Source organism: Curtobacterium sp. MCJR17_020 (genome assembly GCF_003234365.2).
Taxonomy (GTDB): Bacteria; Actinomycetota; Actinomycetes; order Actinomycetales; family Microbacteriaceae; genus Curtobacterium.
In genome coordinates, this window is the sequence record NZ_CP126260.1 from 3275503 (window position 1) to 3299306 (window position 23804).

Consider the following 23804-nt stretch of genomic DNA (forward strand, 5'->3'; position numbering starts at 1 on the left):
CCTCTGGTGGCAGATGCGAAGCTTTTTCGCTACTTCGTGGTTCCGACGCTACGCCCGCTTCAGCAGGCTTTCCATCCCGTGAACGATCGGCATGTGAGACGCCGGCAGTCGTCGGGCGGATTCCGCAGGCGGGTCCCCAGAGCACTCGCCAGAGTGCGTGGATCCGTTCCCGGACCTATCGTGCAACTCGGGCGCCTTCGCCACGATCGAGTGTGCCGCAGATTCCGACAACCATGCCGTTCGTCGATGTACCTAGCGCCTCGATCCGCCCAGCACGAGTTCGAACGCTCTCCACATCTGCTCGGGCTGCGCGATGACGGATTGCATCCCCACCGCGACGGCTCCGGTGTCGTCCACTGGTGTATCGCCAATCATGACGCAGTCCGGCGCTTCGACCCCCAACTCGCGTGCCGCCACCCGGAAGATCGCTGGGTCCGGCTTTACGCATCCAACCTCGTAGGACAGGACCACCGCGTCGAACAGCGACTCGAGCCCCCAGCGCTGCAGGATCGGGCGAACATCCAACGCCGTGTTCGACACGATGGCGAGCTTCTTTCCCTGATCGTGGATCGCTCGCACGAAGTCCTCAGCACCCCTGTTCATCTCCACCTGGTCCGGCATGACGTCGTACAGCGCCTCTGCAAGTGCTGGCGTTGCGACACCGTCGTGACTGATGGCAGCGATGAACGTGCTGCGGTGCTTCGCCGGGTGCAGGTCCCAGTTCTCGGCCGGGAAGAGCGACCGCGCCACCAACCACACCTGCGACAGTCTTGCCGTGAGCGCCTCGCGAGCGACCTCATCGCCGCTGCCGATTTGTCTCAGCGCGGCATCGATCCAGAGACCCTTCGAGGAACGGACCGCCAAGGTATTGAAAAAGTCCAGCAGGACGGCCCGAGCCATCAGAGGACTTCAGTAATGGCGCGCGCGCCCGGGGCGCGGCCGGTCGGACGGAGCGGGACATCAATGATCATCACGTGACGCTACTGCCGGGACGATCGGGGAACGCAAGTTCTCGTCCTTCGAGGCAAGTTTGCCTCAACGGCCGATCCCCTACCGGCGGGCCTCGACGACCAGCTGCACCGCCTGTCTTGCCGCTTCCGGCACCAACGGGATCTGAGCGAGGAAAGCCACTTCCACCCACCTCGGCTCGTACTGGTTCAGTTCTGATGCTCGTTCGATTTCTGGGCCACCGAGCACCAACGAACCAGGACGCACTTGGGCTGCGAAGTAGGCCGCTGGAGCGGCGCTGTCCACTGGCACGTCGAGCAGATCACCGATGATCGCCTCAAGGCCAGTCTCCTCGCGAAGTTCGCGCCGGCAAGCCTCGCGGAGGCTCTCACCTTCCTCCACCCCACCACCAGGAAGCACCCAGTAGTTCCGACCGTCCTTCAATCGATCGATGACGAGCAGGCTCTCGTCTCGGATGACGACGGCCGCTGATCTGGCGCGCATCCGGCCAGCACACCACGAAACGCCTGTTCGTGTCCCACAGCCCGGCGTCAAGGTGTCCCGACTGACGATCGGGACTGCTGCAGCTTCAGTTGACTCCTGACCTCTGAGGACGTGGTCCTCGGTGGAAGGATGTCGATCATGGCCAAGCCCTATCCGGAGGAGTTCCGACGCGATGTGGTCGCGGTTGCCCGCCGGGGCGAGATCCCGCTGCATCAAGTGGCGAAGGACTTCGGGATATCCGAGGGAACGGTGACGAACTGGCTCCGCCGCGCCCACGTCGACGATGGCGTCAAGCCGGGCGTCACGACTGTGGAGAACGTGGAGCTGCGAGAACTGCGGAAACGGAACCGGCTCCTCGAGCAGGAGAACGAGATCCTCCGCCGTGCTGCCGCGTATCTCTCCCAAGCCCATCTCCCAAAATGATGTACCCGCTGGTCCTTGAACTCGCCGACCGGATCCCGGTCGCGGCGACCTGCCGGGTGTTGGGCTTCACGAAGCAGGCGTTCTATGCCTGGCGGAGGAACCCGGTGAGCCGCCGCGATTGGGAGAACGCGCACCTGACTAATGCCGCCGTCGACGCGCACCGCGACGACCCGGCGTTTGGGTACCGGTTCATCGCCGACGACCTCCGCGCAGCCGGCCTGCTCGTCTCGGAGCGGCGCGTCTGGCGACTGTGCTCGCAGCAGCGGCTCTGGTCACTGCACGCGAAAAAACGGGGCCTGACCCGGAAAGCCGGACCTCCAGTGCATGACGATCGGGTGCGGAGGGCGTTCACCGCGCCGGATCTGGACAAGCTGTGGTTGACCGACATCACCGAGCACAACACGGGCGAGGGCAAGCTCTACCTCTGCGCCGTGAAGGACGCGTGCTCCCGCCGGATCGTCGGCTACTCGATCAGCGACCGGATGCGATCCTCACTCGCCGTCGCGGCGCTGCAGATGGCAATCTCTCGCCGCGGCCCGCTCCACACCGTGGTTCATTCGGATCGCGGCAGCCAGTTCCGGTCCAAGAAGTTCGTTCGAGCGCTGTCGGATGCCGGGCTGCTGGGGTCGATGGGCAGGGTCGGTGCGTGCGCGGATAACGCGGCAATGGAGTCGTTCTTCGCGCTACTGCAGAAGAACGTCCTCAACCGGCACCGATGGACTTCTCGTGAGCAACTGCGGCTCGCGATCGTGCACTGGATCGAGGGCACCTACCACCGAAAGCGCCGACAGCGCGGTCTCGGGAAGTTGACACCCATCGAGTACGAAGCAATCATCAACCCACAGGCAGCACTCGCGGCCTAAACCAACGAGTCAACGAAACCTGCAGCAGTCCCTTCAGGGTGTCGAGGTGGGCTTGGTAGGCGGTCTCGAGAGGAACGTAGTGCGCTTGAGCTGCACAGAAGAGCAGCACCCACGCGGCAACGACTGCAAGGCCTGTGACCGCGTATCGGTCTTCATCGTGAAACACGGGGGCCTTCGACGCTTCCGTCCGTGTCAAGGGCGTTTGCGAACTCTTCGGCCGAGGCCTCATCAAGTCCAACCTTCGTTAGCTCCTCACGAAGACCGTCGCGGTCTCCGGCGTTGACGGTGGACGTCTGCGTGATCGACGAGCCCGCCGCGATGTTTGTACCGTGCCCGGTGACGTTGTTTGTCACGTTATACACCACCGAAGCGACTTTGGGATCTGTCTCGATCGTCGGACCTCCTACGGAACCGGCGTCAGGGTTCGCCAGCTGTAGTTCGATCGCGAAGTCCAGTGCAGCCGTCCGAATGCTGTCGACGAGGCCTCGGAGCATTTGAGTTGTGAGAACCTGATGCACGCTATAGAGCGAGTGGTATTCCCGACACGCTCGAGTCCGACATCCTCGTCACGGCGGCGCTCGGCGCGATCCTGGCCGTCCTCCGACGGACGCTCTCCCTGACGCCAGCGGAGACAGCCGACGCTGCCGGCGTCCTCGCCCGAGCCATCCTCCGGCTGCTCAACCCGCCAACAGATCCCATCGACCGATAGACGCCTCACGGCCGACGAATTCTCCGCCGCACACAGCCGACATGACCTGTCCCGGGTCTCCCGGACACCTGAGTTGGGGCGATGATCGTCCCGGATAAGAAGGCCGTGATGCCTGGTGCGAAGCCTGAGGAGCTCCGCCGCGGCGCTGTGGCGCTTGCCCGGCAGGGTGAGAAACCGGTCCGGGAGATTTCGATATCAGCGAGTCCGGTCTGCGCCGCTGGATGAGCGAGGCAAACATTGAGGAGGGCCGCGCCGATTCCGACGCTCCTGCCGTCGGTAGGCTCGCTCCATGCTTCCGGGAACACGCCGATGACCGACGCAGCGAACGCCGCTCGCAGCCGATCCGCTCGGTCCTTCAAATGCCCAACCTGCGGCGTACACAGCGTGCAGGACTGGCAGATGGTCGGCTACATGCTGGCGAATCAGGGCACCGGTTGGATAGAGCCGCAGACCTACCACGTGCTCTCCGAAGAGGTCTACGACCCGTTCGCCGGAGAGTTCGACGACGAGACGCAGCCGTTCGACGACCCGAAGGCTGATTGGGTTGTCGGATCGATGTGGGCGTCGGCGCAGTGCCAGCGGTGCCGCCAGGCTTCGATTTGGCGTGACGGCGTCATGGTGTACCCCAGCGGCAAGGGAGGGCCCGCACCGCACCCGGACATGTCCGCATCCGCAGTAACGCTGTATGAGGAGGCGCGCGCAGTCGTGCCCATTTCCAGGCGTGCCGGCGCCGCGATGGCGCGAGCGACACTTGAGCTGGTGCTGCGCGAACTCGACCCCGAAGCCGGCGAGAAGGCGACCTTGAACGCTCGGATCGAGCACGTCCGAACGCGAGTGTCGAGCGGGCTCATGGAAATGCTCGACGTGATTCGCTACGCCGGCAACGAGTCAGTGCATGTTGGCGACAGCACGGACGACGTCATTGTCCTCGTGCTCGACGAACGGAACACTGAGCTCATCGACTTCCTGTTCGAGAGCATCAATGATCTGGTCGACGAACTCCGCACTAAGCCTTCACGGCAGCGCGGACTGGCGCAGTCCTTGCCGGAATCGGTCCGCGCTGGGATCGAGCAGCGCCGCACCGCCGCCGACCGGATGCGTGCGCAGACCGGCGAATTGAAGACGTAGGCTCGGCTCTCGCCGGGACGGGTACCGAGCCGGGGCCACGGCGTCCACGAGGTCGCTATCTGCGGGATAGCAGCGTTGCCCATGAAGGACGAGAGGCGGCACCAGGGCTCCGCACAAGTCGTCCACCTGATGTTCGATCGAATCGGACGAACGCACCGCCTCCACGAACCCGATCTCAACGTCGCGGTGCCCATCTTCTCCGGGAACGTCTACTCGGTGCGCTGTGCCAGCGTCGCCCAAGTCCCTGCACGCCTGTTCAACAATGGGCTCGAATACGAGTCGGTCCCTGTCCGGTTCACCAATCACTCCCGTGATGTAGATTCCTAGTGCAGCGCGAAGTCGCCACTGCGAAGCTGCAAGAGGTAGTCGTCGTAGTTCGTGGCGACGACGCCCTCATGGCGCCATGATTCGAGTGCTGCCTCGAAGACGTCTTCCCGCCAGGTTGGTGCGGTGTCACGACGGTCGGGGGCGTCGAATACGACCTCGATCCGCTCAGAGCCGGTGAGGTGTTCGTCAGTGTGTCCGAGAACGACGTGCGCACCTTCGGTGCGGAAGCGGCTGACGATGTAGTTCCAGTGGCCGATGTCACGCTCAAGGTACTCGCGGCTAGACCCGTTGAACGTCCACGTGTTCGTGAGAACGGTCCCGTCTTGGCGTCGTCCGAGGTCGAACTTTGTGTGCCAGGACCCGACAAGCATCGTGGGCTGACGGAAGAGGTTCTGACCGATACGGAAACCTAGCTCGTGCGTGAACGTGTCGCGCAGTTCGTTGCGCATGTCGGCGCGTGTGAGACCACGTCGACGTCGACGTCTGTTCGTTCGTTCCACCAAGTGCGGGTAAAGCAGTTCGACGCCGGCCTGCGCGGATTCGACGGCGATCGGGGTGGGGCCTGCGAGTTGAACGGCGTTCGCCTGCCGGTCGCGCATCTCGTTCATCCAGCCGCTGTCGATGCGGCCCTCGTCGAGCTGGCCAGCATCATATGCGCCGACGCGGCGCTCGAACCAGCGGACCCAGCTCCCGAGTTCCCGAAGGTCGGCGCGGAGCGAGCCGGGATTCGGTACGTTGCGCAGGTCGAATCGGCTTGCCCAGCCGCCGCCGTCGATGCCGCAGACGATACCGATGTTCGTAAACTCGCCTCGAGCGACGTTGGGGACGTATCGAACGACCCAGTATTGGTAGACCATCTCATGCACCTCCTTGCGTCATCGGTGGCGGGAGTGGGCGGCGTTGGTGCGCAGTCGCGCCGCAACGCCTTCGGCTCGGACGAACAGTATGGATGCCAGCTCCGACAGTTCCGCCGGAGTGGTGTCCCACTCTACGGGGACGGTGTCGACGACGCCCCGCAACATGTCGAGCGTGAGGGTATCGATGCGGTCCGCGGCGTCACGGAGCGCCACAGCTGATGCAATGCCGGGGTCGAGGTCCTGGTCCCATGCGTTGGTGCCGACTCGCTGGAGGTCGGCGATGGTCCAGTCCGACCCCCCTCCGAACCAGAAGCCGTGGTCGACCGTGAAGATCTGGTTGTCCTCGTCGGACTGGTGAACCCATTGCTCGTCAAATCCGAGGCAGAGGTCCCAGAGCCCGAGAATGCTGGCGGTCCGTTCACGGTTGTGGTCGTCTGGTGCGAAACGCCCCCAATCGGTTGAGTTCACGACCGGTTGCACGTTGAGCGAGCCGTGTCCCAATCCGCCGTTGGTCCGGATGCCCGGCTTGAATTCGAACCGGAGGTCGTCGGGGATCGCCATCAGCGCCGTGTCCGGCACTGGAGCACCGATGAGTTCACCGATGCCGGCGACAACCCGCTCTGCGATGAGCGACCGGGCACCCTGCGGGTTGTTCGGTGCTTTCACCCAGTACTCCTCGCCGTCGTCTGCGAGGACGAGGAATGCGCCCGCCCCGGAGCCGCTGATCTGCAAGGGCGCGACCACGCTTCGGAGCGCGACGGCGATCGGACGCTCGTCGGTCATCGCGCGCGCACCCCGCGTCTTGCAAGTCGGTCCCCCACGAGTGCGACTCTAGCGCGCGGCCGTGGTCCAACGCGGCGAGGCGGGGTTCGCCCTCCGCCGGAGATATCGCTGCCCGCTATGGCGTAAGCGACTCGAATCGGCTGGCACCGTGGCCCCTGCCGACGTAGAGCAGCTTTGCGCGGACGCGGGAAGTTCCGGCGGCTCGGCGCTTGACGGCATCAACGTAGAGCGCGAGTTGCTTCCGGTCCTTCTGCAGCACCCAGTCCGGCGGGTTAGCGTTCCCGACCTTCAGATCGAGGACGTCCATGACGCCCCTTTGCCGCCACACGACGAGGTCCGCGCGAAGGCGAGTCGGCGCACCTTCGACGGGGTTGAAGAATCCGTCCGCCATGAACAGCGGCACTTCCGACCAGACGCAGGTCGTCAGCCCTCCGGTGAGGCCGACTTCCCGGATGAAGGCGGCGATACCGTTCGCAGCGTTGATGATGTACCGGTCGAGATCGATGAGAACCTCGCGGCGATCAGCAGTGGACAGGCGTTGCCACTCCGGTTCGAAGGTCGTGAAATCTCTCGGGCCTTCGAGGTTGACGAGGCCGAGAGCGGTGTCCTTCTCAAGATCGGTACCTCCATCGAGCAGGTTCTCGAGCGCTCGGGCGAGCACAGTCGCAGCGACAATCGCTCGCCGTTTCACGAATTCCGGGTCTTTCACAGCGCGAAGCTGGTCCCCGACAAGTGGCCTGACGAACGGCCACAACACGGCTCGGTGAACGAGCTGACCGCGGAGCATGAAGATCGTGCTATCCCCCATGGAGGACATTTTGCTCGCACGCCTGTCGGCACGGCCGCATAGGCGTTGGAGTGTCTGGTCTGTGCGTCGTGGCGTGCCCCAAACGAGCAGGGCTGCGGGGGCGCGACGCCGCTCTGCCGGGCTGGGTCGTCGCACGCAGACCTGATGAGTCGCTTCGAAGTTCGAGCATCGAAGAGGCCGCTTCGTGTCAATGTGCCGGCGGGAAGTTCCCGCGGAAAGGGCATGCGACGCGGACGCACGTGACACCGAGAGCTGGACCACCTTGCGTGTCCTCGTGCCCATGCGCCGCATCCGTCGGTGCGGGGCGGCGTGATGCAGCCAGGCGCTCGTTTCTGTCCATCGATGGCCCAGAAGCTGCTCGGTTACGTCAGCGGACGACGTACGAGCTCAGCACGACGTTCCCGGCACGAGCATGCCCGCTTACGCTCGTCGCGGTCCATCCGCGCGTGTTGCAGGCGGGCGAGGAGCGGTCGCTCTGCATCAATCGCCGAGCGAAGGTGCGCCTCGGTTTCGCACAGGTCTATGGACTGTTTGAGGAGCGCGCGTCGCCGCATCCTGAGTGTTGCGTCCTGGTAGGTCCATCCTCCGAACCAGGTGCGCGGCATGAGCGCGGCTGCCGATGGGACGAGCATCGCGACGAAGCCGTCGACCGCGCTTTGTGTGATCGAAATGCCGTCGGCGAGTGTCACGCTTGCGACCCACGAGGCTGCAGGCGCAGTCGCACCGACGATGATGAGGATGCGGCTTCCGACCGGACGGCTGATGAGCGCGGCGAGCCAGCACAGCCCGAACATGGCCGTGCTCCACGTCACTGCGACGAGCAGGTCGATGATGATCGCGGTCGGGGGATCGAGCGTCTGTCCCAGCATCGCCACGATCCCGATGCTGCACGTCGACGTGATCACGGATACCGTCACTATGAGCAGGAGAGCGCGGCGCTTGCCGGAAGCTGGGCGGACATCTGCGGGAATGTGCTGGAGGTCGACTTCGACCAGCTCCGCCTGACTTCGGGTCAGCCGGAGCTGCTCGTGGCTCGTCCCGAGGACGATGATGCCGATCCAGAGTGCCCCTCCGGTGAGAAGCACAGTGGTGACGGCGGCGGACCACAGGTGCGGAGCGACGCGGTGATAGTTCACGACCGCGACGATGACGATGACGAGGTGGGCCACGCAGATACCGGCAATGGCCCACGCGGAGAGCGCGAGCCGGCGCCGAAGCCGCAGTGCGCCATCGTCCTCGGCCGCATCTTTGGACTGCCCGAGCAGCAGGCCGATGATGCCGAGCAACATGGCGCACAGGAGCGGGAGGAACCAGCCAGCGTCGTCGATGAGAGTCAGGCCGAGGTCCCCGATCGCGTTCAGTATCGCCGTACTTCGGTTGAGGCTGGGGTCGAGCCATGCCGTGGTGGACGTGGTGGCGGCGAGGACCAAGAGGACGGCGCCAGTGGCTATCCCCGTGCCCTGATAGGCGGCCTTCCTGATGTTCGAACGGCGCACGTTCCGGACGACCGCCGAGTTCACGTCGCGACCCCGCCAACGCCGGTCGTGCCGCCCGCCGCCGTCAGCGTGCTCCGCCAGCCGACCTGTTGCGCGCTGACCCCGAGTACCTCTCCCCATGAACACAGCGTGACTGTATCGGGATGAGCGCGTCCGCTCGGAACCGGGCCGCCACGCGGGCTCTCGCGATATGTGCGCTCCTCCCCCCGAGCACGCCCCCTGCCCACCGGGGGACTTAGCCGCGCTCTCGCCGCGGAGGAGTGCTCCACGCAGAAAAGCGTCGAATACGTCCTGAATGTCGTCGGCGGTCGGCTTCACAGGCCGGTACCGGCCGTCTGTCTGGCCTCTCTTCGGGCCCGCAGTGTCTGGTTCCGCATGAGCGGTGCGGACGGCCGAAGGCCCGGCGCAGATCTGCGCCGGGCCTTCGGTGAATTCTCGCTGATTGCTGCGATCAGTTGTTGGTCTGCGTCAGCGTGAGGTAGTCGATGCCGACGATGTAGGACGTGCTCGCGGCGTTTTTCCCGGTGACGGTGTAACTGACCGTGTGGGTCCCGTCGGAAGTGATGTGGATGGGAACGGTGAGGGAGGCCCACTTCCCCGTCTGGGCGCTGTAGAGGTCTTGCGGCTGACCGACGTTCATGCCGTCGACGGCGATTTGGACTGTCCCCCTGGTCCGCCGCCATCATCAGGGCGGGTTCGCCGGGTATGACGGACGCGACCCCCGCGCCACTCCCACCACGGCAGACCAAATCCCTGACGGCGTAAAGGGCTGGGCGGCACCGGCGCGCCTCCTTACGGAGGGAATCGACACCCCGGCCGGCGGACGATGACGCTCGACGACCGGAGCGTCGACGCTCGACAGGCCTGATCGTTTGTGTGCCCCACGTCGTGTCCGTGACTTGGGCACGGCAGCGAACCATTGGCCTGAATCCGCTTCACACCACCTCGGAGTTTGGAACACTCGCGCTTGGTCCGACCTCGCAACGACTGCCCGGCTCGAGATCGGACTGAACGCCAACCCGTACTCTTGCAAGCCCCTACGAGACTGTCTTCAATCGCTTCGCGCCAAGGTCCGGGTCGCGCCGCCCGTTACCGAACTGCGTGATCTCGGCTCCGGAATGGCTCACTGGGCCGAATCGCCATGGTTTCACCGCAGAACAACTAGCTGGACACCCAAGGCCAACTGCAGGCGCCCGATCGTCGCCAAGTCCGGCCACACCTCTCCGGCCAGGATGTTCGCCAACGTCTGACGATTCACCCCCGCCGCTGCAGCGACTTCACGGAGGGACTGCGAGCCGATCGCCTCACTTAGATGACGCGCGAACTGACGGCCGATCTCCCCGACCGGATCTGAAGACGCCACTTCGGGCCACGGCGCAGGAGCCAACTCCACCGGACTCAACCGAGACGTTCTGCTCACAACACCTCCCAAAAAGGGCAATAGATCGCAGGCACACCACGTGCCAACTGGGCAAGGAACGCCCGCACAAACCGAAACTGGCCAGCTAGAGCGCCGTCAGGCCAGCAAGGAAACAGCCTCGGCCAACACTGACTCCTGAATGGCCAGGTCCAAGACGGGTCATCACGAAGCCAGCGGGGCGCCCCACGAGTCAGACCAGGATCAGAAGTCCCAGTCCTCGTCCTCAGTCTTCTCCGCCTTGCCGATGACGTACGACGACCCGGACCCCGAGAAGAAGTCGTGGTTCTCGTCGGCGTTGGGCGACAGGGCCGACAGGATCGCCGGGTTCACGTCCGTCGTCTCCTTGGGGAACATCGGCTCGTAGCCCAGGTTCATCAGCGCCTTGTTGGCGTTGTAGTGCAGGAACTTCTTGACGTCCTCGGTCAGCCCGACCTGGTCGTAGAGGTCCTGCGTGTACTGCACCTCGTTCTCGTAGAGCTCGAACAGCAGGTTGAACGTGTAGTCCTTGATCTCCTGCTTGCGCTCTTCGGAAGCGCCTTCGAGGCCCTTCTGGAACTTGTACCCGATGTAGTACCCGTGGACGGCTTCGTCGCGGATGATCAGGCGGATCAGGTCAGCGGTGTTGGTGAGCTTGGCGCGGGACGACCAGTACATCGGCAGGTAGAAGCCGGAGTAGAACAGGAACGACTCGAGCAGCGTCGAGGCGACCTTGCGCTTCAGGGGGTCGTCACCGGTGTAGTAGTCGAGGACGATCTGGGCCTTCTTCTGCAGGTTCACGTTCTCGGTGGACCAGCGGAAGGCGTCGTCGATCTCGGGCGTCGAGGCCAGCGTCGAGAAGATCGACGAGTAGCTCTTCGCGTGCACCGACTCCATGAACGCGATGTTCGTGTAGACGGCTTCTTCGTGCGGGGTGATGGCGTCGGGGATCAGGCTGATCGCGCCGACGGTGCCCTGGATGGTGTCGAGCAGCGTCAGGCCGGTGAAGACCCGCATGGTGAGCTGCTGCTCTGCCGGGGTCAGCGTGTTCCACGACTGCACGTCGTTCGACAGCGGCACCTTCTCGGGCAGCCAGAAGTTGTTGACCAGCCGGTTCCAGACCTCGACGTCCTTGTCGTCCTGGATGCGGTTCCAGTTGATGGCACTGACCGAGCTGATCAGCGGGATGGACTTGCCCGTGGCGTGGACCGGGTCGGTGAGGGTCATGGGATTGTCTTCCGGATTCGAGATGGTGATCTGATGACGGACTGGAGGCGCGGGGCGGGGCCCGCCCCGCGCCTCCAGGAAGAGAGCGGCAGCTCTACAGCATGCAGCTGACGCAGCCCTCGACCTCGGTGCCCTCGAGGGCGAGCTGACGCAGACGGATGTAGTAGATCGTCTTGATGCCCTTGCGCCATGCGTAGATCTGCGCCTTGTTGATGTCACGCGTGGTGGCGGTGTCCTTGAAGAACAGCGTCAGGGACAGGCCCTGGTCCACGTGCTGCGTCGCCGCGGCGTACGTGTCGATGATCTTCTCGGCACCGATCTCGTACGCGTCCTGGTAGTAGTCCAGGTTGTCGTTCGTCATGAACGGCGCCGGGTAGTAGACGCGGCCGAGCTTGCCTTCCTTGCGGATCTCGATCTTCGACGCGATCGGGTGGATCGACGACGTCGAGTGGTTGATGTACGAGATCGAACCGGTCGGCGGCACGGCCTGCAGGTTCTGGTTGTAGATGCCGTGCTCCTGGACGGACGCCTTCAGCGCCTTCCAGTCGTCCTGCGTCGGGATCGTGATGTTCGCGTTGTCGAACAGCGACGCAACGCGGGGGGTCGCCGGGGTCCACGCCTGGTCGGTGTACTTGTCGAAGAACTCACCCGACGCGTACTTCGAGTCACGGAAGCCGTCGAAGGTCTCGCCGGTCTCGATCGCGATCTTGTTCGACGCACGAAGGGCGTGGAACAGCACCGTGTAGAAGTAGATGTTCGTGAAGTCGATGCCCTCTTCGGAGCCGTAGTAGACGCGCTCACGAGCAAGGTAGCCGTGCAGGTTCATCTGGCCGAGGCCGATGGCGTGCGACTTGTCGTTGCCGTCCTCGACGGAACGCACCGAGGTGATGTGCGACATCTGCGAGACCGAGGTCAGGCCGCGGATGGCCGTCTCGATGGTCTTGCCGAAGTCGGGCGAGTCCATCGTCAGCGCGATGTTCAGCGAGCCGAGGTTGCAGGAGATGTCCTTGCCGATCTCCTTGTAGGACAGGTCCTCGTTGAAGGTCGTCGGGGTGTTGACCTGCAGGATCTCGGAGCACAGGTTGGACATGTTGATCCGACCCTTGATCGGGTTGGCCTTGTTCACCGTGTCCTCGAACACGATGTACGGGTAGCCCGACTCGAACTGGATCTCGGCGATGGTCGTGAAGAAGTCACGCGCCTTGATCTTCGTCTTCTTGATGCGCGAGTCGTCGACCATCGCGCGGTAGTTCTCGGAGATCGGGACGTCGCCGAAGGGGACGCCGTAGACCTTCTCGACGTCGTACGGCGAGAACAGGTACATGTCCTCGTTGTTCTTCGCGAGTTCGAACGTGATGTCCGGCACGACGACGCCGAGGGACAGCGTCTTGATGCGGATCTTCTCGTCGGCGTTCTCGCGCTTGGTGTCGAGGAACTTCATGATGTCCGGGTGGTGGGCGCTGAGGTAGACCGCGCCGGCACCCTGACGCGCACCGAGCTGGTTCGCGTAGGAGAAGGAGTCTTCCAGCAGCTTCATCACGGGGATGATGCCCGAGGACTGGTTCTCGATCTGCTTGATCGGGGCGCCGGCCTCGCGGATGTTGGAGAGGAGCAGGGCCACGCCGCCGCCGCGCTTCGAGAGCTGCAGGGAGGAGTTGATGCCGCGCGAGATCGACTCCATGTTGTCCTCGATGCGGAGCAGGAAGCAGGAGACGAGCTCGCCGCGCTGTGCCTTCGCCGTGTTGAGGAACGTCGGGGTGGCGGGCTGGAAGCGGCCGGCGACGATCTCTTCGACCAGGTCGATGGCGAGCTGCTCGTTGCCCTGGGCCAGGCCGAGGGCGGTCATGACGACGCGGTCCTCGAAGCGCTCGAGGTAGCGCTTGCCGTCGAACGTCTTGAGCGTGTAGCTCGTGTAGTACTTGAACGCGCCGAGGAACGTCTGGAACCGGAACTTCTTCGAGTACGCCAGGTCGTTGAGTCGCTGGATGAAGTCCAGCGAGTACATGTCGATCGTGGCTTTTTCGTAGTACTCGTTCTCGACCAGGTAGTCGAGCCGCTCCTTCAGGTTGTGGAAGAAGACGGTGTTCTGGTTGACGTGCTGCAGGAAGAACTGCTTGGCGGCCTCACGATCCTTGTCGAACTGGATGTTCCCGTCCGCGTCGTAGAGGTTGAGCATCGCGTTGAGGGAGTGGTAGTCCATCCCCGTCTGCGGCGACGTCAGATCGACGTCTGCAACTGCTGCGTCCAAAATGCATCCAATCCTGAGTTGACCGCCGACACGTCGTCAGGGGTCCCGAAGAGTTCGAATCTGTAGAGAAGGGGGACGTTGCACTTCCGCGCGATGACGTCCCCTGCCAGGCCGTAGGCCTCGCCGAAGTTCGTGTTGCCGCCGACGACCACACCGCGGATGAGCGAGCGGTTGTGTGCGTCGTTGAGGAACTTGATGACCTGCTTGGGGACCGCACCATCGCCGTTGCCGCCACCGTAGGTGGGCAGGAACAGGACGTAGGGCTCGTCCACGTGGAGGAAGGGTTCGCTCGGGTAGAGCGGGATCCGGTCCGCGTCGCGGCCGAGCTTCTCGACGAAGCGTGCGGTGTACCCGGACACGCTCGAGAAGTAGACCAATCGGCTCATGGTGCGCTCCTGTGGTGAAGGTGCGGAACAGGCGGACCGGAGGGTGTCCTGCGGGTGGTGATCCGGGCCTCCTGAACGGAACCGGGTGACCGTCCACAGGACGGGAGACGACTACGCCAGTTCGGCGCTGAGCGTCGCGATCTTGTCGGGGCGGAAGCCCGACCAGTGGTCGTCGTCCGTGACGACGACGGGGGCCTGCATGTAGCCCAGGCTCTTGACGTGCTCGAGGGCTGCCTCGTCGGTGGAGACGTCGTGCACTTCGTACTCGATGCCCTTGTTGTCGAGGGCCCGGTACGTCGCTGTGCACTGGACGCAGGACGGCTTGGTGTAGACGGTGACGGCCATGTTCTCCCCTGGTTTCTGGGCCTGATTCCAGGTCCGAAGTTCGTGTGCGGTGCTGAGGACGACGCTACTACATGTTGTGCCCGGCGGACCCGTCGACCACAAGAGAAAGTGTTACACACCTGTAGTTTCCACAAGCCGATCCACAGACTGTGGATTCCCGGAGGCCCGGTTTTCCGCCACTCTCGCACCGACCACCGACAGTCCTCCACAAGCTGTGGACGGAAGTTCTCGACACCTCCCGTCGGCGTGTCTGAGAACGGTGTCGACGAGGACCTCCTCCACACCTCCCCCGGACGGGTGACACCCCGTTCCGTCCGGTCCGTACACTCGTCTCGTGAGCACGTACGGCCCCCTCCTGAAGACCCCCGGCGTGGGTCGTGTCATCGCTGCACAGCTCACCGCGCGCTTCCCGTTCGGGATGCTCTCGCTGGCCTACCTGCTGCACGTCGAGCACGTCTTCCACTCCTACGGCGCCGCCGGCCTGGTGCTCGCGACGACGAGTGTCGGGCAGGCACTGGCGGGCCCGCTCACCAGCCGTTGGATGGGCAGCTGGGGCATGCGTCCCGTCCTCATCCTGACGAGCATCGTCGCGCTCGTGAGCATGGGGGTCATCGGCTTCGTGCTCATGCCGCTCTGGGGCTACGTGGTGGTCGGGTTCCTCGGCGGTCTCGCGGTCCCGCCCGTGCAGCCGGCGGTGCGCACCATCTACCCCAAGATGGTGACCTCGTCGCAGCTCACCCCCTTGTTCTCGCTCGACGCCAGCGCCCAGGAACTCATCTGGGTCGCCGGACCGGTCATCACCACCTTCGTCGCGACCCAGGTCGGCACGGTCGAGGCGATCGTCGTCGCCATGGTCTTCCTGGTGGTCGGCGGCACGTGGTTCATCGCCTCCCCCGAGCTCGGCCGCGTCCGCATCCCCCGCTCGAAGCGCGCGTTCGGCGTGGTGCTGAAGCGGCCGTCGGTCGTCGTCGCCACCCTGACCGGTCTGCTGCTCATCGGGGCGTGCGCCGCGGTCGAGGCCAGCGTCACCAGCGTCTTCGGCGAGGGCAGCCCGAACGCCGGCATCGTCCTGGCCGTCTTCGCGGTCGGGTCGCTGTTCGGCGGCCTGGCCTTCGGCCACCGTCCGATCTCCCCCAACACCCTGTGGACGCGCATGGCGATCGTCTTCGTCGGTCTGGCGCTCGCCCTGGGCGGCACGGACTTCTGGTGGCTCTGCTTCGCCCTCGTGATCGCGGGCATCGGCATCGCGCCGGCACTCGCGGTGATGTTCGGCTCGGTCTCCGCCACGGTCAAGTTCTCCGACACGGCCGAGGCCTACGGCTGGATGGGCACCGGTCAGCTCATCGGCGCCGCCGGCGGGTCCGCCGTCGCCGGCTTCCTGATCGACAGCAGTGGCCCGGTGGGCGGCTTCACGGTCGGTGCGGTCATGGCCGGGGTGGGCGTCGTCGTCGCGCTCGGGGCCAAGCGCTGGCTGCCCGACCTGCGCGGCCGTGACGCCAGCCCCATCCCCGACACCGAGCCGGTGGTCCTGCCGACCTGAGCGGGGCGCGCGGGCGCGGGCTTTCGGCGTACCTGGTCGAATCGGGCGTACCTGTTCGGAAGTTCTGACCAGGTACGCCCGATTGCGTTTGCGATCGCGGCCCGTATGGGAAGGAACGTGCTTCCCACGAGCGGGTCGCGTTCTCCACAGATGGCCGGGAGGCCCGGCGCGCGCCCGCCACGCACCGGCAGGATGGGTGCATGGTCAGTTCACTTCCCCTGCGTGACGGCGCCGCGATCCCCGCGATCGGGTTCGGCGTCTACAAGGTCGACGACACCGAGGCCGAGACGGCGGTCGGTCTCGCGCTCGACGCCGGCTACCGACACGTCGACACGGCCGAGATGTACGGCAACGAGACCGGCGTCGGCACGGCGATCCGGGCCTCCGGGCTCGACCGTGACGACGTCTTCGTGACGACCAAGGTGTGGAACGACCACCAGGGGCGCGACGCGACCCTGCGGGCGTTCGACGGCAGCCTCGAGCGGCTGGGGCTCGACACGGTCGACCTGTACCTGATCCACTGGCCCGCTGCGGCGAACGACCGCTACGTCGAGACCTGGCGCGCGCTCGTCGAACTGCGCGACTCCGGCCGGGCGCGGGGCATCGGGGTCTCGAACTTCCAGGTGCCGCACCTGCAGCGACTCGTCGACGAGACGGGCGAGGTCCCGGTGCTCAACCAGGTCGAGCGGCACCCGTGGCTCCCCCAGCGTGAGCTGATCGAGTTCCACCAGCAGCACGACATCGTCACCGGAGCCTGGTCGCCGCTCGGTCGCGGCCGGCTGATCGACGAACCGGTCCTCACCGGCATCGCGGACGCCCACGGGGTGAGCGTCGCGCAGGTCCTCGTGCGGTGGAACGTGCAGCAGGGGGTCGTGGTGCTGCCGAAGTCGGTGACGCCGTCTCGGATCCGGTCGAACCTCGACGTCGACGGCTTCGTCCTCAGTGACGACGAGCTCGCGGCGATCGCGACGCTCGAGTCCGGGCAGCGGACGGGCTCACACCCAGACTCGGTCTCGTGACGTGGAGCGTGTGTGACGGCGTAGGTTCTTCGGGGTGAACGATCCTCAGCAGACCGCCCGCGAGCACCTCGGGCCGGATGAGCACCTGTACTGGGCCGGCACGAGCGACCCCGCGAAGCTCTTCACGGGGCGGGACGGCTTCCTCATCCCGTTCTCCTTGTTCTGGACCGGCTTCATCCTGTTCGCAGTGGCCGACGTCGTGCGGAACGGGTACCTCGGCGTGGGAGCGATCATCCCGATTGTCTTGTCGCTGGTCGGCCTGCACCTCGTGTTCGGGCGTTTCTTCGTGAAGGCCCACCGCAAACGCACGACCGTCTACGCCGTCACCGACCGCCGCGCGCTGATCATCAGGCCGAACACCACCCGCGAGGTCCCGGTGGGACGCACCGATCGCACCATCACCTGGACCGGCGGCCGACGACACTGTTCGGTGGAGTGGAACACCGGCGATCCGAGCGGAGTAGCGGCGTTCTTCGCCGGCGGAGCGACCGCCAAGATCTACGCGAACACCGGACTCGACGGGCTGTTCGGACCGCAGGTGTTCGCGTTCTGGGACGTCCGCGACGGCGAGGAACTCGTGCGCGAACTCGACCGGGCGTCCCGCTAGCCCCGGCGGTCTTCTTCCGACTGCCACGGCAGGTGCAGATCGCCCGGAGCGGGTTCCACGTCGCCGGCGTCGTCCGCGCCACCCGTTCCCGGCGCCGCGGTGATCTTGGACGTGTCGATGCCGTCCGCCTCGAGCTCGGCGTCGCTGCGCTGATTCGTCTGCGACGCCTCGGTCTCCCGCTCGCTCGACGGGCTGTACGCGGTGTCGGTCGAGTCGGGATCCGGCGTCTCCGGGATGCTGTCGCTCATGACCCGGACGGTAGTCCGTGTGCCCCGAGTACCAGTTCGGTCACGACGGTCGATCGCGCCCGGCCCCGGCGATACGCTCGCTGCCGTGGGGGAGATCGAACGACGACGAACACGAGCGCGGACCGCGGCGAGCGCAGTGGCCGGCACCGCACTGGTGGGGTTGTTGCTCACGGGCTGCACGGCATTCGGCGGGGACGACCCCTTGCCGAAGCCGACCAGACAAGCTGCCGAGCGGACGGCGGAGCCGATCCCCGACCCGACGCTCATGACCGAACAGATCGGCGGCGACCCGGACGAGCTCGAGCAGGTCCTGCCCACCGGCACGGTCGCGGCGGAGACCGACGTCACCTCTCCAAGCGGTGACACGAGCATCCACGTTCGGATCGTCGCGAACGACCAGGGCACCTTCGACGCACAGTTGTCCGGCTACCGCACGACCAACCCGCAGCCGATGAGCCTGCAGTTCCGGCACCGGACCGCCAGCCCGCTCGACGGCGACGACAGCTCGGTGCGCGACACGGTCGAGTGGGACGCCAGCGCCGGTCCACCGATCTCGTTCACGATGGGCCAGTCAGGCCCGCTCCCCGACTACTTGCGCAGTGTCGTGCTCGTCCCCGCCTCGGTCACGGACGAAGACCCGTCGAAACGCCCGTGGGTCGGATCGGTGCTGGCCGTCGGTGCTCTGGACTGGAAGATCCCGAACCCCTACCCGGACCTGCGCATCACCGTGGGCAAGGACCGGCCGGGGGCGTACGGCATCGTCACGGACGTTGACGGTCGTCCGGCGGACTACCTGGTGGCGCACGGCGACGAGCTGACCACGGTCGCGCAGCGGTTCGGCATCACGCCGGCCGAGGTGCAGTGGCTCAACCCGTACATGGAGACCCGCGCCGACGACTGGTTGCTCGAGGGCAGCACGCTGAACCTCGACCCCGCGCGCCGCTGACCTCGGCGCGGACGGAACTCGACCGTCCGTTACGCTCGACGGGCACCAGCCCCGACCAGGAGGTCCCCTCGTGACGATCGTCGCCGCAGCAGACGGCTCAGCCCTCGGCAACCCCGGCCCCGCCGGCTGGGCCTGGTACGTCGACGACGACCGCTGGGCCGCCGGTGGCTGGCCCCGGGCAACGAACAACATCGGCGAACTCACGGCCGTCCTGCAGTTGCTCCGCGCGACGAAGGACACCGGCGAGCCGCTGCACATCCTGTGCGACAGTCAGTACGCCATCAAGGCCTGCACCGAGTGGCTCGCTGGGTGGAAGCGGAAGAACTGGCGCAAGGCCGACGGCAAGCCGGTCATGAACGTCGAGATCATCAAGGAGCTCGACGCCGAACTGCAGGGCCGCAAGGTCACGTTCGAGTGGGTCCGCGGGCACGTCGGCCACGAGATGAACGAGGCCGCCGACGTCCGCGCCCGTGGTGCGGCCACCGCCTACCAGAACCACACCGACGTGCCGCACGGTCCGGGCTGGCCCGGAGTCGAGGTCACCGAGCCGTCCGCACTGCCCGAGGCGACCCCGCCGGCCACGCTCTTCTGACCCGGCCGCGCCGGGCCGGTGGCCGAGTCTCGGCCTGAGCGACTGATCTCGCGGCCGCTCGCCCGAGAACCGTCGCTCACCGCGAGTCTCGCGGCAGCGCGCACGAGTCTCGGGCCAGCGCGTCCGCCCTCGGTCAGCCTGGGTCTCGCAGACCCAGGAACACCGAGGCACTGGTCCGCGTCCGACCCCGAGACGATGCTGGGCGCATGGAGAACACCGAACACGTCCTGGTCACCGGCGGCTCCGGCTTCATCGCCGGCCACCTGATCCTGCAGCTGCTCGACGCCGGGCACCGCGTCCGCACCACGATCCGGTCCCTCGACCGGGAACCCGCGGTCCGTGCGGTCCTCGCCGAAGCCGGCCTGACCGCCGACGACCGGCTGGAGTTCGTCGCCGCCGACCTGACGTCCGATGACGGATGGGCTCAGGCGGTCGCGGACATCCACGTCGTGCACCACGTCGCCTCGCCGGTGATGCCCGGCCACGTCGAGGACGAGGACACCGTGATCCGTCCGGCGGTGGAGGGGACGCTGCGGGTACTGCGCGCCGCACACGCTGCCGGAGTCGATCGCGTCGTGCTGACCTCGGCCTTCCACGCGGTCAGCTGGGGCCACCCGCACTCCGACCACGTGTTCACCGAGGCCGACTGGACGGTGCTCGACGGGCCCGGGGTCGATGCCTACGGCACGAGCAAGACCCTCGCCGAACGGGCTGCGTGGGACTTCGTCGCGTCCGAGCCCGGTGCGCCGGAGCTCGTCACGACGATGCCGGTCGCGGTGATGGGTCCTGCGATGGGGCACGCGGTGTCCGGTGCGAACCACATCCTGCAGTCCATGCTCTCCGGAGGGATGCCCGCGACCCCGCGCCTGTTCATCCCCATCGTCGACGTCCGTGACGTCGCCGCGGCGCACGTCATCGCGACGACCGCGCCGGATGCAGCGGACAAGCGGTTCCTGCTGTCGAACGGTCCCGCGCTCGAGATGGCCGAGATCGCAGCCACCCTGCGCGAGCACCTCGGTGACGACGCCCGGGCGGTCCCGACGCAGACGCTGCCCGACGACGTCGTGCGGACCGCGGCCGAGACGCAGCCGCAGTTCCGTGCGATGGTGCCCGACCTCGGCTACGCCAAGCGCACCTCGAACGAGCGAGCCCGCACCGTGCTCGGCTGGACACCTCGTGATCCCCACCAGGCGATCGTGGCGGCGGCCCGGAGCCTCGTGGCCAAGGGCCTCGTCCGCCCCTGACCCACGAGGATCAGACCGCCCGCTCCCACAACGCCACCGTGCTCTCGAGCCCGTCGTACCGGTACGGCTTCCGCTCCCCCGTCGGTGCGTACCCGAGCGCCTGCCAGAACGGCTCCGCACCGGCCGCGTTCGTCGCCACGATCCCCAGTCGCAGTCGGTCGGCGCCGGCGTCGGCTGCCAGGGAAACGACGGCCTCGTGCAGGACCCGGCCGAGGCCGGAACCCTGCCGATCGCCACGGACGACGAGCAGTCCGACGTACGCCGTGGTCGGTGCCGGGTACCCGAGCAGCACGTCCGCGAACGCCACGAGTGAGTCGCCGTCCCACAGCCCGATCCCGTGCTTGCCCGCCGGGTCGAAGCCGTCCGGCACCGACACGAGGGCGCTCAGTCCGTCGGACGGCCCCGGCGGGTACCCCGTGATCCGCTCGGCGTAGTCCGGCACGGTCTCGAGCAGCGCTTGCAACGCGTCGACGTCGTCAGCGCCGAGCGCTCGCACGACGAACGGACCAGCACCGCCCGGCATCAGTCCACGTCCACGTCGGTCCACCCGTCGAACCGTCCGATCTCGGTGACCCGGACGACGGCCTCGCCGGCTTCGTCCGAGGCGTCGAGGTCGATCGTCGCCGAGAACCCGAAGTCCTTGTCGCCCGACGGGTCCGCGAAGATCTGCCGTGCACGCCACACGCGCGACGTACCAGCAGCCCCCGTCGCCCCGGCACCCGTTGCTCCCGTCTGGTCGAGCACCAGGTACGACATCGACCGGGCGTCGGCGTCGGTGCGGATCTCGTCGTGCGACTCGTAGTACTCCTCGAGCACCGCGTCCCACGCGTCGCCGTCGAACCCGGCAGCGGCGTCGAGTGCCCCGAGGCCGTCGACGTCGTCCCGTGCGGCGAGCAGCACCCGCTGGAACAGTGCGTTCCGCACGAGCACGGTGAAGGCCCGCACGTTGCCGGTGAGCCGCGCTGGCTGCGGCGGCGCGATCTCCTGCTCTTCGGCGAGGGCGAGCAGCACGTCGCCGTTGAGCAGCGCTTCCCACTCGTCGACGAGCGAGGAGTCGGTCTGCCGGACGACCTCGCCGAGCCACTCGATCAGGTCGTCGAGCTCCTGGTTCCGCTGTTCCTCGGTGATCGTCTGCCGCATGGTGCGGTAGGCGTCGGACAGGTACCGGAGCACGAGCCCCTCGGACCGGGTGAGCTGGTAGAACCGCACGAAGTCGCCGAAGGTCATCGCGCGTTCGTACATGTCGCGGACGACGGCCTTCGGCGAGAGCTGGAAGTCGAGGACCCAGGGCTGTTCCGCCGCGTACGCCTCATACGCCGCCTCCAACAGCTCGGACAGCGGGCGAGGCCAGGTGACCTCCTCGAGCAGCTCCATCCGCTCCTCGTACTCGATGCCCTCGCGCTTCATGCGGGCGACCTCTTCGCCACGCTCCTTGAACTGCTGCTGCGACAGGATCGCCCGCGGGTCGTCCAGTGTCGCCTCGACGATCGAGACCATGTCCAGGGCGTACGTCGGCGAAGAAGGGTCGAGCAGCTCGAACGCGGCGAGCGCGAACGGGGACAAGGGCTGGTTGAGGGCGAAGTTCGACTGCAGGTCGACGGTGAGCCGGTAGGAGACCGGAGGCCCCGGCACCCGCTCGATGACCTGCGCGTTGATGAGGGTCCGGGCGATGACGAGCGCACGCCGGGCCATCGCGAGCTGGCGGGCACGCGGTTCGTGGTTGTCGAACACCAGCGAGCGCACCTCGTCGAACGCCGAACCGCCGCGGGCCACCACCGACAGCACCATCGCGTGCGTGATGCGCATGCGCGAGACCATCGGCTCCGGTTCGGCGCCGATGAGCCGGTCGAACGAGGCCTGTCCCCAGGACACGAACCCCTCCGGCGCCTTCTTCCGCTTGATCTTGCTCTTCTTCTTCTGGTCGTCGCCGGCCTTGGCGACGGCGCGGGCGTTCTCGATGTCGTGCTCGGGGGCCTCGGCGACGACGTCACCCTCGGTGTCGTACCCGGCGCGGCCGGCACGGCCGGCGATCTGGTGGAACTCACGTGCGGACAACTGCCGCATCTTGGTGCCGTCGAACTTCGTCAGTCCGGTGAACAGCACGGACCGGATCGGCACGTTGATGCCGACGCCCAGGGTGTCGGTGCCGCAAATGACGGGCAGCAGTCCGCGCTGTGCGAGCTGCTCGACGAGCCGTCGGTACTTGGGCAGCATGCCGGCGTGGTGCACGCCGATGCCGGCGCGGATCAGGCGGGACAGGGTCTGTCCGAACCCGGCGCTGAAGCGGAAGCCCGCGATCGCTTCCGCGATCTGGTCTCGACGCGCCCGATCAGCGACGCGAGCCGACATCAGCGATTGCGCCCGTTCGAGCGCAGCCGCCTGAGCGAAGTGCACGATGTAGATCGGCGCCTTGCCCTCCTCCAACAGCCGTTCGACGGTCTCCTGCACGGGCGTCATCACGTACTCGTACTCGAGCGGCACCGGTCGGCTGACCCCGGTCACGCGGGCGGTGGGTCGGCCGGTGCGCCGGGACAGGTCGTCGGCGATGGTGGTGACGTCACCGAGGGTGGCCGACATCAGCAGGAACTGCGCGCGTTCGAGCACGAGCAGCGGCACCTGCCACGCCCAACCCCGGTCGGGGTCGCCGTAGAAGTGGAACTCGTCCATGACCACGACGTCGACGTCGGCGTCCGGACCTTCGCGCAGGGCCAGGTTCGCCAGGATCTCGGCCGTGCAGCAGACGATGGGGGCGTCGCCGTTCACGCTGGAGTCGCCGGTGACCATGCCGACGTTCTGCGCGCCGAACAGCTCGACGAGCTGGAAGAACTTCTCGGAGACGAGCGCCTTGATCGGTGCCGTGTAGTAGCTCCGCTTGCCCTCGGCGAGCGCGGCGAAGTGTGCGCCGGCCGCGACGAGCGACTTGCCGGTACCGGTGGGGGTGCTCAGCACGACGTTCGCACCGGACACGAGCTCGATGACCGCTTCGTCCTGCGCCGGGTACAACGGCCGGCCGCCCTCGGCTGCCCAGGCGGCGAAGGCCTCGTAGACCTCGTCGGCGTCGACGACGCCGTCCACCGCCGCCGGGATCGCGGCGACGAGCGGGGGCACGGTGGTGACGTCGGTCATGGCTCCATCCTCCCAGGCTGCGGTGACGAGGTGG

The 23804-nt window shown here is 66.5% G+C and carries 24 protein-coding genes; 8 read left to right on the forward strand and 16 right to left on the reverse strand.

Going from position 1 to position 23804, the window contains the following annotated elements:
- Window positions 1-252: 252 nt before the first annotated feature.
- Complete coding sequence (locus DEJ14_RS15610; RefSeq protein WP_111086550.1) at window positions 253-900, reverse strand: HAD family hydrolase; 648 nt, start codon at window positions 898-900, stop codon at window positions 253-255.
- Window positions 901-1050: 150 nt separating this feature from the next.
- Window positions 1051-1452, reverse strand: coding sequence for an NUDIX domain-containing protein (locus DEJ14_RS15615; protein ID WP_181437639.1), 402 nt, complete (start codon window positions 1450-1452; stop codon window positions 1051-1053).
- Between the two features lie 138 nt (window positions 1453-1590).
- Here DEJ14_RS15615 and DEJ14_RS15620 point away from each other — a divergent pair.
- Window positions 1591-2738, forward strand: a protein-coding gene (locus DEJ14_RS15620) for an IS3 family transposase (RefSeq protein ID WP_502868766.1) whose coding sequence is annotated in 2 segments (ribosomal slippage) — window positions 1591-1861 and window positions 1861-2738 — 1149 coding nt in all. Because the reading frame shifts where the segments join, the coding sequence is not laid out codon by codon here.
- Window positions 2739-2890: 152 nt separating this feature from the next.
- Here DEJ14_RS15620 and DEJ14_RS15625 read toward each other — a convergent pair.
- On the reverse strand, window positions 2891-3256 hold the full coding sequence (locus DEJ14_RS15625) for a hypothetical protein (RefSeq protein ID WP_181437640.1): 366 nt from the start codon (window positions 3254-3256) through the stop codon (window positions 2891-2893).
- 500 nt (window positions 3257-3756) lie between these two features.
- On the opposite strand from DEJ14_RS15625, the gene DEJ14_RS15630 reads away from it, so the two are divergent.
- Window positions 3757-4575, forward strand: a complete 819-nt coding sequence (locus tag DEJ14_RS15630; protein ID WP_111086551.1) for a DUF4145 domain-containing protein — start codon at window positions 3757-3759, stop codon at window positions 4573-4575.
- Between the two features lie 323 nt (window positions 4576-4898).
- Here the strand turns inward: DEJ14_RS15630 and DEJ14_RS15635 are convergent, their stop codons facing one another.
- From DEJ14_RS15635 to nrdH, 10 genes are all read right to left on the reverse strand, one after another.
- Window positions 4899-5759 (reverse strand): DUF3037 domain-containing protein, encoded by an 861-nt coding sequence (locus DEJ14_RS15635; protein WP_146249826.1) that lies wholly within the window; start codon window positions 5757-5759, stop codon window positions 4899-4901.
- A gap of 18 nt (window positions 5760-5777) precedes the next feature.
- On the reverse strand, window positions 5778-6542 hold the full coding sequence (locus DEJ14_RS15640; protein ID WP_111086554.1) for a HipA family kinase: 765 nt from the start codon (window positions 6540-6542) through the stop codon (window positions 5778-5780).
- Between the two features lie 115 nt (window positions 6543-6657).
- Window positions 6658-7350, reverse strand: coding sequence for a PD-(D/E)XK nuclease family protein (locus DEJ14_RS15645; RefSeq protein WP_146249827.1), 693 nt, complete (start codon window positions 7348-7350; stop codon window positions 6658-6660).
- Between the two features lie 362 nt (window positions 7351-7712).
- Window positions 7713-8870 carry a hypothetical protein gene (locus DEJ14_RS15650; protein ID WP_111086556.1) on the reverse strand — a complete coding sequence of 386 codons (1158 nt, stop codon included), beginning with the start codon at window positions 8868-8870 and terminating at the stop codon, window positions 7713-7715.
- A 427-nt stretch (window positions 8871-9297) separates the two neighbouring features.
- Window positions 9298-9486 carry a hypothetical protein gene (locus tag DEJ14_RS15655; RefSeq protein WP_111086557.1) on the reverse strand — a complete coding sequence of 63 codons (189 nt, stop codon included), beginning with the start codon at window positions 9484-9486 and terminating at the stop codon, window positions 9298-9300.
- A 507-nt stretch (window positions 9487-9993) separates the two neighbouring features.
- Entirely contained in the window at window positions 9994-10266 is a 273-nt protein-coding gene (locus tag DEJ14_RS19530) for a helix-turn-helix domain-containing protein (RefSeq protein ID WP_111086558.1), read from the reverse strand.
- A 201-nt stretch (window positions 10267-10467) separates the two neighbouring features.
- Window positions 10468-11469, reverse strand: coding sequence for a class 1b ribonucleoside-diphosphate reductase subunit beta (nrdF, locus tag DEJ14_RS15660; protein WP_111086559.1), 1002 nt, complete (start codon window positions 11467-11469; stop codon window positions 10468-10470).
- A 94-nt stretch (window positions 11470-11563) separates the two neighbouring features.
- Window positions 11564-13669 carry a class 1b ribonucleoside-diphosphate reductase subunit alpha gene (gene nrdE, locus DEJ14_RS15665; protein ID WP_111086560.1) on the reverse strand — a complete coding sequence of 702 codons (2106 nt, stop codon included), beginning with the start codon at window positions 13667-13669 and terminating at the stop codon, window positions 11564-11566.
- 17 nt (window positions 13670-13686) lie between these two features.
- Window positions 13687-14103: a class Ib ribonucleoside-diphosphate reductase assembly flavoprotein NrdI gene (nrdI, locus tag DEJ14_RS15670; RefSeq protein WP_111086561.1), complete on the reverse strand. Its 417-nt coding sequence runs from the start codon at window positions 14101-14103 to the stop codon at window positions 13687-13689.
- 111 nt (window positions 14104-14214) lie between these two features.
- A complete protein-coding gene (gene nrdH, locus DEJ14_RS15675) occupies window positions 14215-14448 on the reverse strand; it encodes a glutaredoxin-like protein NrdH (protein WP_017886897.1) in 234 nt (77 codons plus the stop codon).
- A 334-nt stretch (window positions 14449-14782) separates the two neighbouring features.
- Here nrdH and DEJ14_RS15680 point away from each other — a divergent pair, with 334 nt between their 5' ends.
- From DEJ14_RS15680 to DEJ14_RS15690, 3 genes are all read left to right on the forward strand, one after another.
- A complete protein-coding gene (locus DEJ14_RS15680; RefSeq protein ID WP_111086562.1) occupies window positions 14783-15988 on the forward strand; it encodes an MFS transporter in 1206 nt (401 codons plus the stop codon).
- Window positions 15989-16188: 200 nt separating this feature from the next.
- A complete protein-coding gene (locus tag DEJ14_RS15685) occupies window positions 16189-17007 on the forward strand; it encodes an aldo/keto reductase (protein ID WP_111086563.1) in 819 nt (272 codons plus the stop codon).
- 34 nt (window positions 17008-17041) lie between these two features.
- Entirely contained in the window at window positions 17042-17614 is a 573-nt protein-coding gene (locus tag DEJ14_RS15690) for a hypothetical protein (protein ID WP_111086564.1), read from the forward strand.
- Here DEJ14_RS15690 and DEJ14_RS15695 read toward each other — a convergent pair.
- On the reverse strand, window positions 17611-17862 hold the full coding sequence (locus DEJ14_RS15695; RefSeq protein WP_111086565.1) for a hypothetical protein: 252 nt from the start codon (window positions 17860-17862) through the stop codon (window positions 17611-17613). The genes DEJ14_RS15690 and DEJ14_RS15695 overlap by 4 nt on opposite strands.
- An 85-nt stretch (window positions 17863-17947) precedes the next feature.
- Between DEJ14_RS15695 and DEJ14_RS15700 the strand changes: the two genes are divergently transcribed.
- From DEJ14_RS15700 to DEJ14_RS15710, 3 genes are all read left to right on the forward strand, one after another.
- Window positions 17948-18808 (forward strand): LysM peptidoglycan-binding domain-containing protein, encoded by an 861-nt coding sequence (locus DEJ14_RS15700; RefSeq protein WP_146249828.1) that lies wholly within the window; start codon window positions 17948-17950, stop codon window positions 18806-18808.
- Between the two features lie 70 nt (window positions 18809-18878).
- Window positions 18879-19400, forward strand: coding sequence for a ribonuclease H family protein (locus DEJ14_RS15705; protein WP_111086567.1), 522 nt, complete (start codon window positions 18879-18881; stop codon window positions 19398-19400).
- 206 nt (window positions 19401-19606) lie between these two features.
- Window positions 19607-20644 (forward strand): NAD-dependent epimerase/dehydratase family protein, encoded by a 1038-nt coding sequence (locus tag DEJ14_RS15710; protein ID WP_111086568.1) that lies wholly within the window; start codon window positions 19607-19609, stop codon window positions 20642-20644.
- Window positions 20645-20654: 10 nt separating this feature from the next.
- Here DEJ14_RS15710 and DEJ14_RS15715 read toward each other — a convergent pair whose 3' ends face one another.
- Both DEJ14_RS15715 and DEJ14_RS15720 read right to left on the reverse strand, forming a co-directional pair.
- Window positions 20655-21167, reverse strand: a complete 513-nt coding sequence (locus DEJ14_RS15715) for a GNAT family N-acetyltransferase (RefSeq protein ID WP_111086569.1) — start codon at window positions 21165-21167, stop codon at window positions 20655-20657.
- Window positions 21167-23770, reverse strand: a complete 2604-nt coding sequence (locus DEJ14_RS15720) for a DEAD/DEAH box helicase (RefSeq protein ID WP_111086592.1) — start codon at window positions 23768-23770, stop codon at window positions 21167-21169. The genes DEJ14_RS15715 and DEJ14_RS15720 overlap by 1 nt, the downstream gene beginning before the upstream one ends.
- Window positions 23771-23804: the final 34 nt, after the last annotated feature.